The organism is Lentzea sp. NPDC058436 (assembly GCF_042721515.1).
In the GTDB taxonomy this organism is placed as follows: Bacteria; Actinomycetota; Actinomycetes; order Mycobacteriales; family Pseudonocardiaceae; genus Lentzea.
This window is the reverse complement of record NZ_JBHXLF010000005.1, coordinates 417,986-433,110: the sequence shown is the minus strand read 5'-3', so window position 1 is coordinate 433,110 and position 15,125 is coordinate 417,986. Positions and strand designations below refer to the sequence as shown.

Annotated in this window: 7 protein-coding genes; 5 read left to right on the top strand and 2 right to left on the bottom strand. The window is 72.5% G+C overall.

The features are described 5' to 3' along the window. The first annotated feature begins 52 nt into the window (after positions 1 to 52). The 5 genes from ACFWN2_RS23230 (at position 53) to ACFWN2_RS23210 (ending at position 6,681) form a co-directional block, all read left to right on the top strand. Positions 53 to 601, top strand: a complete 549-nt coding sequence (locus tag ACFWN2_RS23230) for a TetR/AcrR family transcriptional regulator (protein WP_382430487.1) — start codon at positions 53 to 55, stop codon at positions 599 to 601. 124 nt (positions 602 to 725) lie between these two features. Beyond that, positions 726 to 1,943: an MFS transporter gene (locus ACFWN2_RS23225; protein WP_382430485.1), complete on the top strand. Its 1,218-nt coding sequence runs from the start codon at positions 726 to 728 to the stop codon at positions 1,941 to 1,943. A gap of 117 nt (positions 1,944 to 2,060) precedes the next feature. Then, positions 2,061 to 3,017 carry a zinc-binding alcohol dehydrogenase family protein gene (locus tag ACFWN2_RS23220; RefSeq protein WP_382430483.1) on the top strand — a complete coding sequence of 319 codons (957 nt, stop codon included), beginning with the start codon at positions 2,061 to 2,063 and terminating at the stop codon, positions 3,015 to 3,017. Next, positions 3,014 to 5,677 carry an alpha/beta fold hydrolase gene (locus ACFWN2_RS23215; RefSeq protein ID WP_382430481.1) on the top strand — a complete coding sequence of 888 codons (2,664 nt, stop codon included), beginning with the start codon at positions 3,014 to 3,016 and terminating at the stop codon, positions 5,675 to 5,677. The genes ACFWN2_RS23220 and ACFWN2_RS23215 overlap by 4 nt, the downstream gene beginning before the upstream one ends. Then, on the top strand, positions 5,674 to 6,681 hold the full coding sequence (locus tag ACFWN2_RS23210) for a methyltransferase (protein ID WP_382430479.1): 1,008 nt from the start codon (positions 5,674 to 5,676) through the stop codon (positions 6,679 to 6,681). Before ACFWN2_RS23215 ends, ACFWN2_RS23210 begins: the two co-directional genes overlap by 4 nt. Before the next feature lie 52 nt (positions 6,682 to 6,733). On the opposite strand, the gene ACFWN2_RS23205 is transcribed toward ACFWN2_RS23210, so the two are convergent. Further along, positions 6,734 to 13,999 carry an SDR family NAD(P)-dependent oxidoreductase gene (locus tag ACFWN2_RS23205; protein WP_382430475.1) on the bottom strand — a complete coding sequence of 2,422 codons (7,266 nt, stop codon included), beginning with the start codon at positions 13,997 to 13,999 and terminating at the stop codon, positions 6,734 to 6,736. A gap of 77 nt (positions 14,000 to 14,076) precedes the next feature. Further along, positions 14,077 to 15,120 carry a 3-oxoacyl-ACP synthase III family protein gene (locus tag ACFWN2_RS23200; protein ID WP_382430473.1) on the bottom strand — a complete coding sequence of 348 codons (1,044 nt, stop codon included), beginning with the start codon at positions 15,118 to 15,120 and terminating at the stop codon, positions 14,077 to 14,079. Positions 15,121 to 15,125: the final 5 nt, after the last annotated feature.

Below are 15,125 nucleotides of genomic sequence, written 5' to 3'. Positions count from 1 at the left end.
GTATCGAAACGGTAGCAGGTTACGAAACACCGTGTCCAGTTATGATGGGTGAATGAACACGGGTGGGCGTCCACGCAGTGAAGAGGCTCGGCTCGCGGTGCTACACGCCGTGGACGACCTGCTGCTCGAAGTCGGCTACTCGGCCATGACGATGAAGAGCATCGCGGACCGGGCGAAGGTGTCCCGCGCGACCGTGTACCGGTGGTGGTCGACGAAGGCCGAGGTCCTCTTCGAGGCCAGCGCGCTCGACTCCGTGAAGGAGTTGACGATCGAGGCCTCCGGTGACCCGCGGGCCGATCTCGTCGCGTACCTGGACGCGCTGGCGGTGTTCCTGTCGCGTTCGCCGGCCGGGATCGCCTATCGCGTGCTGCTCACCGAGGCTCGGGGCGACGCCGCCGTCGCGGAGCTGTTCAGTTCCAGGGACGTCCTCGGCGACACCTCGCGGCCGGTGCTGGAACGCGCCCTGCCGGGTGCTGTCGGCGACAGGGTCCTCGCGTCGTTCATCGGGCCTGTCTTCTTCTGGGCGGCGAGCGGCCGCGATCCCGCCGACCTCGACGCCCGTGAGCTCGTCGAGGCCTTCCTGCGTTCGGTGCGGCCGTGAGCCGCTATCCCTTGCGCGTCCTCGGCGACATGTCTCGTGTCTCACGATCGGAAGGCGCCTGGGTCTTCCAAGAATAGAATGAACACTCCATACAACCCGATCAAGGTGTGAGGAGTGGCGGGGCATGGAGTTCGTGACGACCCCGAAGACGAACGACGCGCGGGAGCCCACCTCGCCGCACACGCGACGCTGGATGCTGCTCGCGGCGTGGCCGGTCATCGCGGCCATGGCCCTGTCGAACGAGCCGGCGCCGCTGTACGTGCTGTGGCAGGACCGGCTCGGCTTCCCCGACGCCACGCTCACGTTGATCTACGCCGGGTACTTCGCCGGGTTGCTGGTGTCGTTGTCCTTCTCCGGCACGCTGTCCGACCGGTACGGGCGCCGGCCGGTGCTGCTCCCCGGTCTCGCGATCGGGCTGGTGGCGTCGGTGCTGTTCACCGTCGCCGACTCGGTGGCGCTCCTGGGGCTGGCCCGCCTGCTCAGCGGCATCGCGGTGGGCGCGGCCCTGTCGGCGGGCATGGCGGCCGTGTCGGACCTCGCGCCCGATGGCAGGAAGAAGCTGGGCGGACTGGTCGCGTCGACGTCAATGGTCACCGGCGCCGCCGTCGGGCCATTGCTCACCGGCGTGCTCTCCCGGGCTCTGCCCCATCCCACGGTCACGGTGTTCGTGGTGCAGGTCGTCCTGCTGCTGGTGGCGCTCGCCGTGGTGGTGCGGATGCCGTTGCGCGGCAGGGAGGACTCCGCTGTGAACGGCCGGCTGCTGCGGATTCCCTCCGTGCCGGCGGCGAACCGCCGCGCGCTGCTGGTGAGCCTCGCGGTCTTCGCGCCGGCGTTCACCGCCAGCGGGTTCGTGCTGAGCCTGGGTCCGTCGCTGCTCGGCAGGCTCCTCGGCGGTGACGACCCGCTGCTGTCCGGCGGCCTGATCTCCCTGCTGTTCGCCGCGGCCACGGCGGTGCAGTTCGGGGTGCGGGGGCTCCGGGTGCCGGTGCAGTTCCGGCTGGGGGCGGGGCTGACGGTCGTGGGAATGGTGGCGCTGGTCGCCGCGGTGGCGGCCGACTCGGTTCCCCTCCTGCTGGTCGCGGCGGTGCTGGCCGGGTGCGGCCAGGGGTCCGCGCAGCTCGGCGGGCTCGCGACGCTGGCCGCCGAGGTGCCGTCCGCGCGCCTGGCGGAGGCGGACTCCGCGTTCACGGCCGGGGGATACCTCCTGGCGGGAGGACTCCCGGTGGTCGCCGGGTACCTGAGCGACGCGGTCGGCCTGACCGCCGCCACCGCTGTGTTCGGGGTCGTCGTCGCGGTCCTGGCGGCGGCAGGGGCGCTGGCCGCCGAGGTCGTCCGCGCCTGAACCGTCTCAAGTGGATGGACGGGCTTTGTGACCATGCCGACTTCCTCGATCGCCGCTACTTGAGCAGCGTAGAATGATCGTTACATACACGAAGTGGATCCGAAGGCAAGAGATGTGATGAAGGCTGCCGCAGTCACCTCGCCCGGCTCGCCTCCCGAGCTCGTCGACCTGCCCGCGCCGTCCGTCGTGAACGAGCACGACCTGCTGCTCGACGTGCTCGCCGCGGGCCTGCATCCGGTCGTGCGCGCGCAGGCGGACGGGACGCACTACACCAGCACCCGCGCTCTGCCGTTCGTGCCGGGAATCGACGGCGTCGGCAAGGATGCCGCGGGAGGGCTCCGCTACTTCGTGCTGCTCGGTGCGGGCGGCGGGGCGATGGCCGAGCAGGTCGTCGTGGACGCCCGGCACACCGTGCCGCTGCCCTCCGGCGCCGACCTGGTCACTGTGGCCGCCACCATGAACCCCGCCATGTCCGCGTGGCTCGCGTTGCGGGTGCGGACGAGGGTGGAACGGGGCCGGGACGTGCTCGTTCTCGGTGCCACCGGTAGTTCGGGACGCATGGCCGTGCGGATCGCGGCGCTGCTCGGCGCACGGCGGGTGGTCGCCGCGGGGCGTGATCCCGGCAGGCTCGCGGCGCTGCCCGCGCTCGGCGCGACGGACGTGGTGCCGCTGGACGACGTCGACCTGCTCGCCGGCACGGCGGCGGACGTCGACGTCGTGCTCGACTACGTGTGGGGACCGCCGACCGCCGCTGTCATGGCGGGAATCGCCGCCCGTCGCACCGATCCGCGTCGCACGCTCACCTGGGTCGAGATCGGCTCGGTCGCCGGTCCTGATGCCGTGCTGCCCTCGGCCGCGCTGCGCTCGTGCCGGATCGAGATCGTCGGCAGTGGCAAGGGATCGCTGGGCGCGGGAGAGATCGTCGCCGGGCTCGCGGAGCTCGCGGTTCCGGTCGCGGCAGGAGAACTGGCCGTGGAGGCCGAGGTGCGCGCGCTGTCCGACGTGACGCTAGCGTGGCGGGACGCCCCGGAGTCCGCGCGCCGCATCGTGTTCGTGCCGGGGCTGGGAGCGTGAGCACCGCCGCGGACCTGCTGCGCCGCGCAGCCGAGGAGCACCCCGGACACGGGATCGGCTGTCTCGGCGATGATCCCGAAGCCGCGCCGTCACTTCTGTCCTATCCGGACCTGCGGGCCGAGGCCAACGGACTGCTGAACGCGTTGCGGCACAGGGGAGTGCGTCCCGGTAGGGCGGTGGCACTGCTGCTCGAAGAGCCGCGCGACTTCCTGCCCGCGCTGTGGGCATGCCTGCTCGGCGGACTCGTGGCCTGCCCGGTGAAGCCGCTGCGCGAGGATCCGCGGCGGTGGGCCGCGCAGCTGCGGCACGTCGCCGACCTGCTCGACGACCCGCTCGTGCTGACCACGACGGAGTTGCGCGCCCGCCTGCCGGAAGTCGCCGGGCTCGACGTCGTGGACATCGCCGAACTCGGCAGCGATGATAAGTCCTCTGTGGACGTTGCGGTGCGGCCGGAGGACCTGGCGCTGCTGGTCCTGACGTCCGGATCGACCGGAACGGCGAAGGCCGTGCGGCTCACCCACGCCAACCTGGTCGCCTCGATGCGGGCGAAGATCGAGGCCCATCGCGCCACCCCGGACGACGTGACGTTCAACTGGGTGTCCTACGACCACGTCGCGGCACTGCTGGAGGGCCACCTGCTGCCGGTCGCCAGTGGTGCGACGCAGCTGCACGTGTCCCCGGAACCGGTGCTGGCCGACCCGCTGGTGTTCCTCCGCGTGCTGGCCGCCCACCGGGTCACCGCCACGTTCACGCCGAACTTCCTGCTGGGGCTGGTCAACGCCGAGCTCGGGGCGAGGCCTCTCGGAGACCTCGACCTGTCCACAGTGGATCGGATCATCTCCGGCGGCGAGGCGAATCCTGTCGCGACCGGCGTGCGGTTCCTCGACCTGCTCGCACCGCACGGGCTCGCCCGCACCGCGTTGTGGCCCGCGTTCGGCATGACCGAGACCTGCGCGGGCTCGCTGTACAACCGCGAGTTCCCCGATGCCGACACGGGCGCCGAGTTCGCGTCCGTCGGCCGCCCGGTGACGGGCCTGGAGGTGCGGATCGTCGACCAGGAGGTGTGGTTGCGCGGTCCGATGGTGACGAGCGGCTACCACCGCGACACCACCGCCGCGGTCACGCCGGACGGCTGGCTGCGCACCGGCGACCTGGGTGCGCTCGACGACGGCAGGCTGACGCTCGTCGGGCGGAGCAAGGACAGCGTCATCGTCAACGGTGTCAACCACTACAGCCACGACCTCGAAGCCGTTCTGGCGGAGGTGGACGGCGTGGCGCCGTCGTTCGTCGCCGCCTTTCCGGTCCGGCCGCCCGGCAGTGACACCGAGCAACTCGCGGTCCTGTTCGCCGCCGCGGTCCCGGACGACCCGCACCGCGTGGTCGCCCGAGTCCGGGACCGGGTGGTGCTGCACTGGGGGTTCCGGCCCGCGGTCGTGCTCGCCCTGCCGCGCGAGGAGTTCCCGAAGACCAGTCTGGGCAAGGTGCGGCGCGGTGTGCTGCGCACTCGGCTGGAAGCCGGTGTCTACGCGGAGCACGAGAAGTCGAGCGCCGCGCCGGCCGCACGCCATGTTGAGCCCGAGGGCCCGGTCGAGACCGCGCTCGCCGACCTCTACGCCGAACTCTTCGGCGTTCCCCAGGTCAGCGCCACGGCCGGTTTCTTCGACCTGGGCGGGACCTCGCTCGACGTGCTGCGGCTGACGAGAGGTGTGCGGGAACGGCTCGGCGCCGACCTGCCGGTGCTCGACGTGCTGCGCGCGCCGACCGTGCGGGAGCTGGCCCGAATCGTGGGAGCACCGCCGCGGCAGGGTTACGACCCCGTGGTGACGCTGCAGGCCGGTGGCGACGGTGTTCCGTTGTTCTGCGTGCACCCCGGTGTCGGTGAGGTGCTCGTGTTCGTCAACCTCGCCAAGCACTTCGCGGGCGAACGGCCGTTCCACGCACTGCGCGCCCGCGGCTTCGGCCCCGGCGAGACGCCGTTCGGCAGCTTCGCCGACGTGACCGGCACCTACGTCGAGGCCATCCGCCGCGTCCAGCCGCATGGACCGTACGCGCTCGCCGGGTACTCCTTCGGCGCGGCGGTCGCGTTCGAGATCGCCAAGGTGCTGGAGGCGGACGGCGAGACCGTGGCGTTCCTCGGCAGCTTCAACCTCCCACCGCACATCAAGTACCGCATGGACGAGCTCGGTTTCATCGAGACCGCCGTGAACCTCGCGATGTTCCTGGAACTCGTGGATCCCGCCGAGGCCGAACGGCTGCCGTCACGGCTGGCACCGCTGCCGAAAGCCGGGCAGATCGCGGCGTTGCTGGACCTCGCTCCGCCCGGCAGGCTCGACGAGCTGGACCTCGACCTGCCGAAGCTCACCGCGTGGGCGGACCTCGCGCACGGGCTGACCTCTCTGGGGCGCGGCTACCACCCGGTGGGCGAGGTGCGGACGATGACCGTGTTCTGCGCCGACCCGTTGCGCGGCAACCGTTCCGACTGGGTCGGGAAGGAGCTGCGGCGCTGGGACGAGCACACCGCGGAGCCCGTCCGCTACGTCGACGTGCCGGGCGAGCACTACACCATGATCGGCCCGCGGCACGTCCACGCGTTCGCCACCGCCCTGCGTGCCGAGCTGGCACGCGCGTTCACCCCCCGCGACCCAGGAGCCTCTCCGTGAGTGACCTTCCCATCGACCGCGCCGGAATGTTCGACATGGCACTGGAACTGCTCACCTCCAGAGCCCTGCACGTGGCCGTGGAGCTGAAGATCCCCGACCACCTCGCCGCCGGACCCGTCTCCACCGCCGGCCTGGCCGAGGCCACCGGTACGCACGAACCGTCGCTGCACCGGTTGCTGCGGCTGCTCGCGAGCGTCGGCCTGTTCACCGAGACCGCGCCGCGCACGTTCGCCACCACACCGAAGTCGAACGCGCTGCGCTCGGACATCCCCGGCTCGCTGCGGCCCTTCGTGCTGCACACGCTCGGCGTCCTCTACCCGGCGTGGGGCGAGATGGCGCACTCGATCCGCACCGGCGAGGAGGCGTTCACCAAGGCGTTCGGCGAACCGGTCTGGCAGTACCACGCCACCCGGCCCGACGCGAACGACCTGATCAACCAGGTGATGTCGCGGGAGTCCGAGAACATGACCGGCGACCTGGTCGCCTCCTACGACTTCAGCCCGTTCCGCACCCTGGTCGACATCGGCGGCGGGGAGGGCGCGCTCGTCGCGGGCGTGCTCGCTGGCAACCCCGGCCTGCGCGGAGTCGTCTTCGACCAGCCGCACGTGGTCACCGACGCCGTCCTGCGCTCGGCCGGCCTCACCGACCGCGCGGAGGTCGTCGGCGGCGACTTCTTCGAGTCGGTGCCGGAAGGCGGCGACGTGTACGTGCTCAAGTGGGTGCTGCACGACTGGAGCGACGAGAAGTCCGTCGAGATCCTGAAGAGCGTGCGCGCGGCGATGCCCGCGGGCGGCACGCTGCTCGTCGTCGAGTCGGTGATCGAGCCGGGCGACGACCCGGCGCCCAGCAAGATCCTCGACATGGTCATGCTCGTGCTCAACGGAGGCCAGGAGCGCACGCGCGAGCAGTTCGACGCGCTGCTGGACGCGGCGGGGTTCCGCGTCCGGCGCGTGCTGCCGATGGGGTCGTCGAGCACGAGCGTCATCGAGGCCGCGGCCGTCTAGAGTGGACGGTCCGGAGGGCTCGACACCGCCGCGAACCGTTCGGCGAACTGGCTCACGGCCGCGCCGGGGTTCGTCGTGCGAGTCCCTCCATCCAGTCGGTGATCGCCGCGACGACCGCGTCGGCGTGGTCGGTGAGCACCGTGTCGTGGTCGCCGGGGACCGTCGCGACGTCGTGGGGCAGCGGCCAGCGCGGGCGCCAGTCCCTGCCGGGATCGGCGGCGAGCATCTCCGGTGTGGGGCCCGCCTGGAGCAGCAGCGCGGGCACCGGGGACGGCGGTGGCCGCCAGCCGTCGAAGATCCGGACGTACCCGCCGCCCGCGAGTAGCGCGGCGTCGCTGACCACGTGTTCGTAGTCCTCCTCCGGCAGTCTCGCCTCGCCTTCCACCAGTGCGAACGCGCGCGGGTCGTTCCTGTCCGAGGCGTCGGCGTCCGTCTCGACCATGACGACCCCGGCGGCACCCAGCCGCGCCCCGACGGCGTGGGCCACCAGGCCTCCCAGGCAGTGTCCTATGAGGACGGTTTGCCTGCCGTCGGTGAACGGGCGGATCGCGTCCACGTGCGACTGGACGAGCGCCTCGACGTCGGCGGGGATCGCCGGGTCGGTGCCGAAACCGGGGTGGCGCAGCAGGAACAGGTCGTGCTCGCCGTCGAGCCGCCGGGCCAGTGACCGGGGTGCCGGGTCGCCAGGGGTGAGGTAGCTGGGGACGAACACGAACGCGGTGCCGTGGCCGGAGGCGAGTCGTGCCGGCGGGATCGCGACCGGGGTCGTGGTGGAAGGCAACGCGTACGAGGCCAGGAAGCGCATCGCCATCGCCTCCAGCGCGCCCTTCTCCCTGAGCACCCGGTGGTAGAGCGTGGCGAACCGCTGGGGACGCGACGGTGCCGGCGCCGTCGTGGCCAGTGCCGCCTCGACGTGAGCCGTGAGCGCGGGCAGCGTCGGGTGGTCGAAGATGGCGCTCACGCCCAGTTTGAGGCCGGTGGCCGCGTTGACGCGGTTGCGCAGCTGCAGGGCGGTGAGCGAGTCGAAGCCGAGCTCGCCGAACTCCCTGTCCTCCGGCAGGGACGCCGGATCCTGGTACCCGAGCACGGCGGCGAGCTCGGCACGGAGGCTCTCACCGATGTCGTTCCACGTGGTCTTCGGCGGGGGAGGCTTGAGCAGAACCGGTACCAGGACGGGGTTGCTGGTCCGCAACGCCCGTTCCAGGGCCGCGGTGCCCGTCTCCGCGCTCATCGCGATCACGCCGTCGGCGGGGAGGTCCGCGCCCATGCCGTCCGCCCAGAGACCCCACGCGAGCGACTGGGCGCGCAGGCCCCTGGCCACCCGGTGGCGGGCGAGGGCGTCGAGGAACGCGTTCGCGGCGGTGTAGTTCGACTGCCCCGGCCTGCCCAGCACACCGGTAGCGGAGGAGTACAGCACGAACGCGGACAGGTCGAGGTGCGCGGTCGCCTCGTGCAGGTGCCAGGCGCCATCGGCCTTCGGCGCCAGCACCGCGTCGAACCGCTGCGGTGTCATCGCGGCGACCACGCCGTCGTCGAGCACACCGGCGAGGTGGAACACCGCTCGCAGCGCGGGATCGCACGACTTCACCAGGTGGTCCACCGCCGTCCGGTCGCTCACGTCGCACGCCACGGCGGTGACCGCGCACGGCAGGTCGTCCGCCCAGTCCGGCCTCGTGCCCCGGCGGCTCGCCAGCACGAGGTGGTGGGCGTCCGGTGCGAGAGTGCGGGCCAGCGCTTCGGCGAGCGCGCTCGTGCCGCCCGTGATCAGCACGGTGCCGTCGAGCACCGGTCGTTCGCCGTCCGGTTCCCCGGCGGGCACGAGCACCGGTGCGAGCAGGACGTCGTCCCGCACGGCGGTCCGCGGCTCGGCGGACGTCCTCAGGGTGGCGTCGCCGCGCAGGTCGACCAGCGCGATGCCGGGGTGTTCCGCCTGGGCGCTGCTCACCAGGCCCCACACCGCGGCCGCGGCGAGGTCCGGGTCGTCACCGGTGGCGTCGTGCGTGACCACGACGAGTCGCTCGTGTCGTGGCGCGGCAAGCCATTCCTGAATCGCGCGGAGAGCGGCGGAGGTCAGCTCCCTGGTGCGTTGCGGCGCCTCGCCGGCGGCCGGGACCGTCGCGGTGTCGAAGATCTCGAACGGATCGCCGGTCCGCTCCGGCACCGGGACCCAGTCGATCCGGTGCAGCGCACGGGAGGCGAGCGCGGTGGAGGCGATCCGCAGCGGACGGGTCACCACCGACCCGACGCGGACCACCGGGCGTCCTGCCTGGTCGGTCAGCAGGACCCGCAGCCCGTCGCCCTGGCGGGTCAGGTGCGCCCTGGCCGTCTCGGCGCCGCGCCGGTGCAGCTCGATCCCGTTGAACGCGAACGGAACCCTGATGACGTCACCGGGCGGTTCGGCGAGCAGCGCCGCGTGCAGGGCCGCGTCGAGCAGGCACGGGTGCAGGCCGTAGGAGGCGTCGGCGACCGGTAGCCGCAGATCGGCGAACAGGTCGTCGCCGCGGCGCCACAACGCCGTCACGGCCTGGAAAGCGGGTCCGTAGTGGTGTCCGAGCGCCGCGAGTCCGGGGTAGTCCACCGACACCGGTTCGGCTCCCGCGGGAGGCCAGGACTCCTGTGCCACTTCAGGTTCCGTGCTCGCCGTTGTGGAGGCGGTGACGTGTCGCGTCCACGCGTCGGCGTCGCTCGGACGCGCCCAGATCGTGACGGCGTCCGCCTCGACGACGACTTGGACGTGCGCCTCGCCGTCGAGCACCAGCGGTTCGTGGACCACGAGCTCGTCGAGGTGACGACCGGTCGCCTGCCACGCCATCTCGACGAACGCCGTCGCGGGGACGACGACGTTCTCACCGACGCGGTGGTCGGCCAGCCAGGGCAGGCGTCCGATCGAGAGAACGCTGGTGTGGCGGACCTCCTGCCGGTCGGCGGCCGGCACGGGCTCGCCGAGGAACGGGCGGTCCGCGGTCGTGGCCTTGGGCTTCAGCCAGTAGCGCTCGCGCTGGAAGGGGTAGACCGGGAGGTCGCGGCGGCGGGCGCCGGTGCCCGAGTACGCGGCGTGCCAGTCGACTTCGACGCCGTGGACGTGCAGCGTCGCCAGCCCGTTGAGCACACCGCGCGACATCGGTACGAAAGCCGCGTCCCTGGACTCCTGGCCCAGCGCGGTGAGCGTGGCCGCCGGGCCCACCTCGACGAACAGGCCGGTGTCGAGGTCCTGCAGCGCGTCGGCGAAGAGCACGGTGTCCCTGGCCTGGCGCACCCAGTACTCGGGCCGGGTGAGCGCCTCGGACTCCCGGCGCCCGGTCAGCGTGGAGACGAACGGGACGCCGGGGCGGTGGTAGGAAAGGGACTCCGCGACCTCGCGGAACTCGCCGAGGACGTCGTCGAGCAGTGCGGAGTGGAAGCCGTACCGGCCGGGCAGCCGGGTGTGGCCGCCACCGACGGCGGCAGCGGCCTCGCTCACCGCGCTTTCGAGTCCGGAGAACACCACGGAGTCCGGTCCGTTGACCGCGGCGATCGAGACGCCGAACTCCGCGGCGATCTGGCGCGCGCGAGGCAGCGAGGTGCGGACCGCGATCATCGCGCCTTCCGGCGTCGTCGCCATGAGCCTGCCGCGGGCCTGGACCAGACGTGCCGCGTCCGGCAGCGACAGCACCCCCGCGACGTGTGCGGCGGCGAGTTCCCCGATCGAATGGCCGACGACGTGACCCGGTCTCACGCCTTGTGAAGCCAGCAACGCGCACAGCGCCACCTCAAAGGCGAACAGCGCGGGCTGGGCGTAGTCGGTGCGGTGCACCAGCGGGCCGGCGACGGCCTCGCCCAGCGGGACGTCGAGCGTGAACTCGTCGCACACCGCCTGGAACGTCTCGCGGAAGACCGGGAACTCCTCGGCCAGGTCACTGCCCATCCCGGCGCGCTGGGAACCCTGGCCGGTGAACAGGAACGCCGGTCGCGGGTCGCGCGCCGGGGTCGCCCGCCGGACAGCGGGGTTGTCCTCGCCCCGCGCCAGGTCCCGCAGGGCGCCGATCATGTCGCCACCGCTGAGCACGGCCGCCCGGCGGCCGAGGTGCGCCCTGGTCGTGGCGAGCGACCAGGCGAAGTCCACAGAGGACTCTTCGGTGAGTGCGCCGGCGAGCACGGCGGCATGAGCGCGCAGACCCTCCTCGTCGTCACCGCTCACCAGCCACGGCGCGGCGATCGGCCGGCTGGGGCCCGGAAGCTCCGGCTGCGGCGGTTCCTCCACGATGACGTGGGCGTTGGTGCCGCTGATGCCGAAGGACGAGATCCCCGCCCGCTTCACGTCTCCCTCCGGCCAGGCCGCCGGCTCCGCGACCAGCTCGACGCCCGTCCAGTCGACGTGCGGTGAGGGCTGCTCCGCGTACAACGACTTCGGCACCGTCCCGTGCCGCATCGCCCAGATCACCTTGATCAGCGACGCGATCCCGGAGGCCGCCTGCGTGTGGCCGAGGTTCGACTTGACGGACCCGAGCAGCAGAGGCCGTTCCCTGGCGGTGCCGTAGGTGGCGACCAGGGCGGAGGCCTCGATCGGGTCGCCGAGCGCGGTGCCGGTCCCGTGGCCCTCCACGACGTCCACATCGGACGGACGCACGCCCGCGTCGGCCAGCGCCCGCCGGATCACCTCCTGCTGGGCCAGCCCGTTCGGGGCGCTCAGGCCGTTCGACGCGCCGTCGGAGTTCACGGCGGAACCGCGCAGCACCGCGAGGACCGGGTGACCGTTGCGCTGGGCGTCGGAGAGCCGTTCGAGCAGCACCAGGCCCACACCCTCCGCCCACACCGTCCCGTCGGCGCCGGCGGAGAACGACCGGCAGCGCCCGTCCGGGGAGAGCGCGTGTTGCTGGCTGAACGCGACGAACGGCATCGGGGTCGCCATCACGGTCACCCCGCCCGCCAGCGCGAGCGAGCACTCGCCGTCGCGCAGCGACTTCGCGGCGAGGTGCATCGCGACCAGGGACGAGGAGCAGGCCGTGTCGATCGTCATGGACGGGCCGCGCAGGCCCAGCACGTACGAGATCCGGCCGGACGCGACGCTGCCCGTCGAGCCGAGGGCCAGGTGCGACTCGATGCCGTGCGGGTCGACGCGGGCCGCGTGGTCGTTGTGCATCAGGCCGGTGAACACCGCGGTGTCGCTGCCGTGCAACGAGGTCGGGGCGATCCCGGCGCGTTCGACGGTCTCCCACGCGACCTCCAGCAGCAGTCGCTGCTGCGGGTCCATGGTGATCGCCTCGCGCGGCGAGATGCCGAAGAAGGCAGCGTCGAAGTCGGCCGCGTCCTGCAGGAAACCGCCGCGCCGCACGTACGTCCTGCCCGCCTGGTCCGGTTCCGGGTCGTACAGCCCTGCGGTGTCCCAGTCGCGGTCCGCCGGGAAGTCGCCGGTGGCGTCCACGCCGTTCGACACCAGGTCCCACAGGTCGTCCGGCGAGCCAATGCCACCGGGGAACCGGCAGCCCACGGCGACGACGGCGATGGGCTCGCTCCCGGTTCCGGGCACCTCGGCCGGAAGCGCGGTGCCGCCGTGCAGCCGGGCGTCGAGGTAGCGCGCGACGGCCGCCGGTGTCGGGTGGTCCCACGCCAGGGTGGCGGGCAGGCTCAGGCCGGTCAGCACGTCGAGCCGGTGCCGCAACGCCGTGGCGTCCAGCGAGGTCATCCCGTTGTCGGCGAACGAGGTCGTGACGCTGACCCGCTCGCCCCGCACGGCCGTGACCTCGGCGAGGACGAGGTCTTCGAGCGCGGCGAGGCGCTCCCACGCGGACAGCCCGGCGAAACGGTCCGCGAGGCCGACGCGCGGCCGGTCGTGGAGGCGCTCCCGGAGCACGTTCCGCCGTGCCTTGCCGGAAGCGGTGCGCGGAACGGACGGGATGAACCGCACCTCCTCGGGAACCTTGTACGGCGACAACGACTCCGCGCAACCGCGCAGGAGCGAGATCCCGTCCACGGTGTCGTCGGCGGGCACGACGAACGCCACCGGAACCTCGCCCAGCACGGCGTCCTGTCGTGCGACCACGGCGGCGTCGCGCACGCCGGGAAGCCCGAGCAGCACCGTCTCCACCTCGACGGGGTCGACGTTGTGGCCGCCGCAGATGATCAGGTCGCCGACCCGGCCGGTGACGGTGAGACTGCCGTTGCCGTCGATCCGGCCCAGGTCGCCGGTGCGGTACCAGCCGTCCAGCAGGACCTCCGCCGTCGCGCCGGGTTTCTCGAAGTAGCCCGAGAACAGGCCGGGCCCGCCGACCCAGACCTCGCCCTCGGCCGCCTCCTCGCCGGTGATCGCGTCGACGATCCGCAGGGACACACCGGGACTCGGCGGCCCGTTCGTGCCGTCACCCAGGTCGATGGTGATCGCGCCGCACGTCTCGGTCGCGCCGTACAGGTCTCGCAGCGGTGCGCCGAGCGCCGCGCCCACGTCCGATCGCAGCCTGACATCGCTCGGCGCCCCCGCGGTGAGGGAGAAGCGCAGCGACGGGACCGGCGGCGGATCCGTCTCCAGCAGCAGGCGGTACGTCGTCGGCACCCCGGTGAGCACGGTCGGCTCGAACTCGCCCAGCAACCGCTTCAGCTCCACCGGACCGGTCCGGCCGCAGATGTGCGCGTGTGCTCCCGCCACCAGCACCCCGAGCAGGCAGAACGAGTGCGCGAAGCTGTGCGACATGGGCAGCGGCCACAGCACCCTGTCCTGTTCGGACAGTCCGAGCAGGCCCTCGTAGCAGGCCACCGGTGCCCACAGGGCCGCGCGTTGCGTGCTCACCGCGGCCTTCGGCGCTCCCGTGGTGCCGGAGGTGTAGAGCATCCAGGCGGGCTCGTCCAGCCCGAGGTCGTCGCGTGGCGGGCCGTCGGACCGGAGCTCGTCGAGCGTCGCCACGCGGGGCAGCGGTCCGCTCAGCTCCTCCCGCCGCTCGTCGGTGATGGGTGGCTCGGGCTGCGGTCGTTCGTCGGTGATGAGCAACTCCGCTCGTCGCCGCTCGTCGGTGATCAGCAGCTCCGGCCGGCAGTCGGCGAGCACCTGCCGCAACTCGGCCTCGGTGGCGTGCGGGCTCAGCAGCACGCCGACGGCCGCCGCCCTGGTGGTGGCGAGCACCGCCTCCACCAGGTCCACCCCGTCGTCGAGCAGCACCGCCACCCGCGCGCCCCGCCCGACCCCCAGCCCCGCCGCGAGCCGTGCGGTGCCGGTCGCGAGCTCCGCCCAGGTGATCGTCCGGTTCTCGTCGCTGTAGGCGGCCCGGTCGCCACGCAGGCGGGCGTTCTCCTCGATCAGCGCGGAGATCGGGCGAAGGGTCACCGGCGCCGTGGGGCGAGGCTCGTCCATGAGATCCGTTCTCACTGGTCAGGTATACAGAACGTTCGTTACGAACGACGATATCACCGTGACCGCGGAACTTTTCCTCATCCGTGCAACGCCAGCGCGGGCATCCTCTCGCGGTGGGGCCGCGCGTACCTGGTGCCCGACCACGCCAGCAGCGAGGACCCGACCGACATGCCCCCGCCGAACCCGCACAGCAGCACGAGGTCGTCCTCGGCGAGCAACCGCTTGCGGTGCACGACGTCCAGCGTGATCGGGATGGAGGCGGCGCCGGTGTTGCCGTAGTGCTCCAGCGCGAGGTGGCACGTGGCGGCGGACAGGCCGAGCGTCGGCCACACGTCGCCGAGCATGGTGCCGTTCGCCTGGTGCGGCACGAAGTGCCGGACGTCCCCCGGCGCCACCGAGGCGTCCCGCAGCACCGCGGTGACCTCCCCGCCGAGGCTGTCCGCGACGAAGTCCCGCACCCCGCGGCCGTTCATCGTGAAGAAGTGCTGCCCGTTCGCCAGGGTGGCCGTGGACGCCGGGTTCCTGCTGCCGCCCGCCGGAACGCTGATCAGCTCGTGCCGGTCTCCCCGTGTGGTGAGCCGCGCGCCGAGCAACCCCTGACCGGCCGGTACCGGGCCGAGCAGCACGGCGCCGGCCCCGTCGCCGAAGAGGATCGCCGTGCCGCGGTGGGAGTGGTCGAGGATGCGCGAGTAGACGTCCGCGCCGATGACGAGCGCGAGGCCACCGGGACGGTCGCGCAGCAGGCCGTTCGCGACCGACAGGGCGAAGACGAAGCCGCTGCAGACCGAGTTCACGTCGAACGCCGCCGCGTTCGTGGCGCCGATCAGGTGCTGGACGATCGTGGCGGTGGCGGGCTGGGGGTGGTCCGGTGTCGACGTCGCCACGACGATGTACGACACCCGCTCCGGTGCGACCCCCGCCTGTGCCAACGCGGCTTTCGCGGCCGCGGCGGCGAGGTCGGACGTCGCTTCGTGCGGCGCCGCTCGCCGCCGCGACCGGATCCCCGTCTTGCGCACGATCCACTCGTCGGTGACACCGGTCCGCGCGGCGACCTCGGCGTTGCCGACCGAACCGGACGGCAGGTAGCTGCCGGTCCCGATGACGCCGATCTGGTGGCTCATGGAAA

Coding starts and splice junctions, on each gene's coding strand:
- ACFWN2_RS23230 (WP_382430487.1), top strand. CDS start 53: ATGAACACGGGTGGGCGTCCACGCAGTGAAGAGGCTCGGCTCGCGGTG.
- ACFWN2_RS23225 (WP_382430485.1), top strand. CDS start 726: ATGGAGTTCGTGACGACCCCGAAGACGAACGACGCGCGGGAGCCCACC.
- ACFWN2_RS23220 (WP_382430483.1), top strand. CDS start 2,061: ATGAAGGCTGCCGCAGTCACCTCGCCCGGCTCGCCTCCCGAGCTCGTC.
- ACFWN2_RS23205 (WP_382430475.1), bottom strand. CDS start 13,999: ATGGACGAGCCTCGCCCCACGGCGCCGGTGACCCTTCGCCCGATCTCC.
- ACFWN2_RS23200 (WP_382430473.1), bottom strand. CDS start 15,120: ATGAGCCACCAGATCGGCGTCATCGGGACCGGCAGCTACCTGCCGTCC.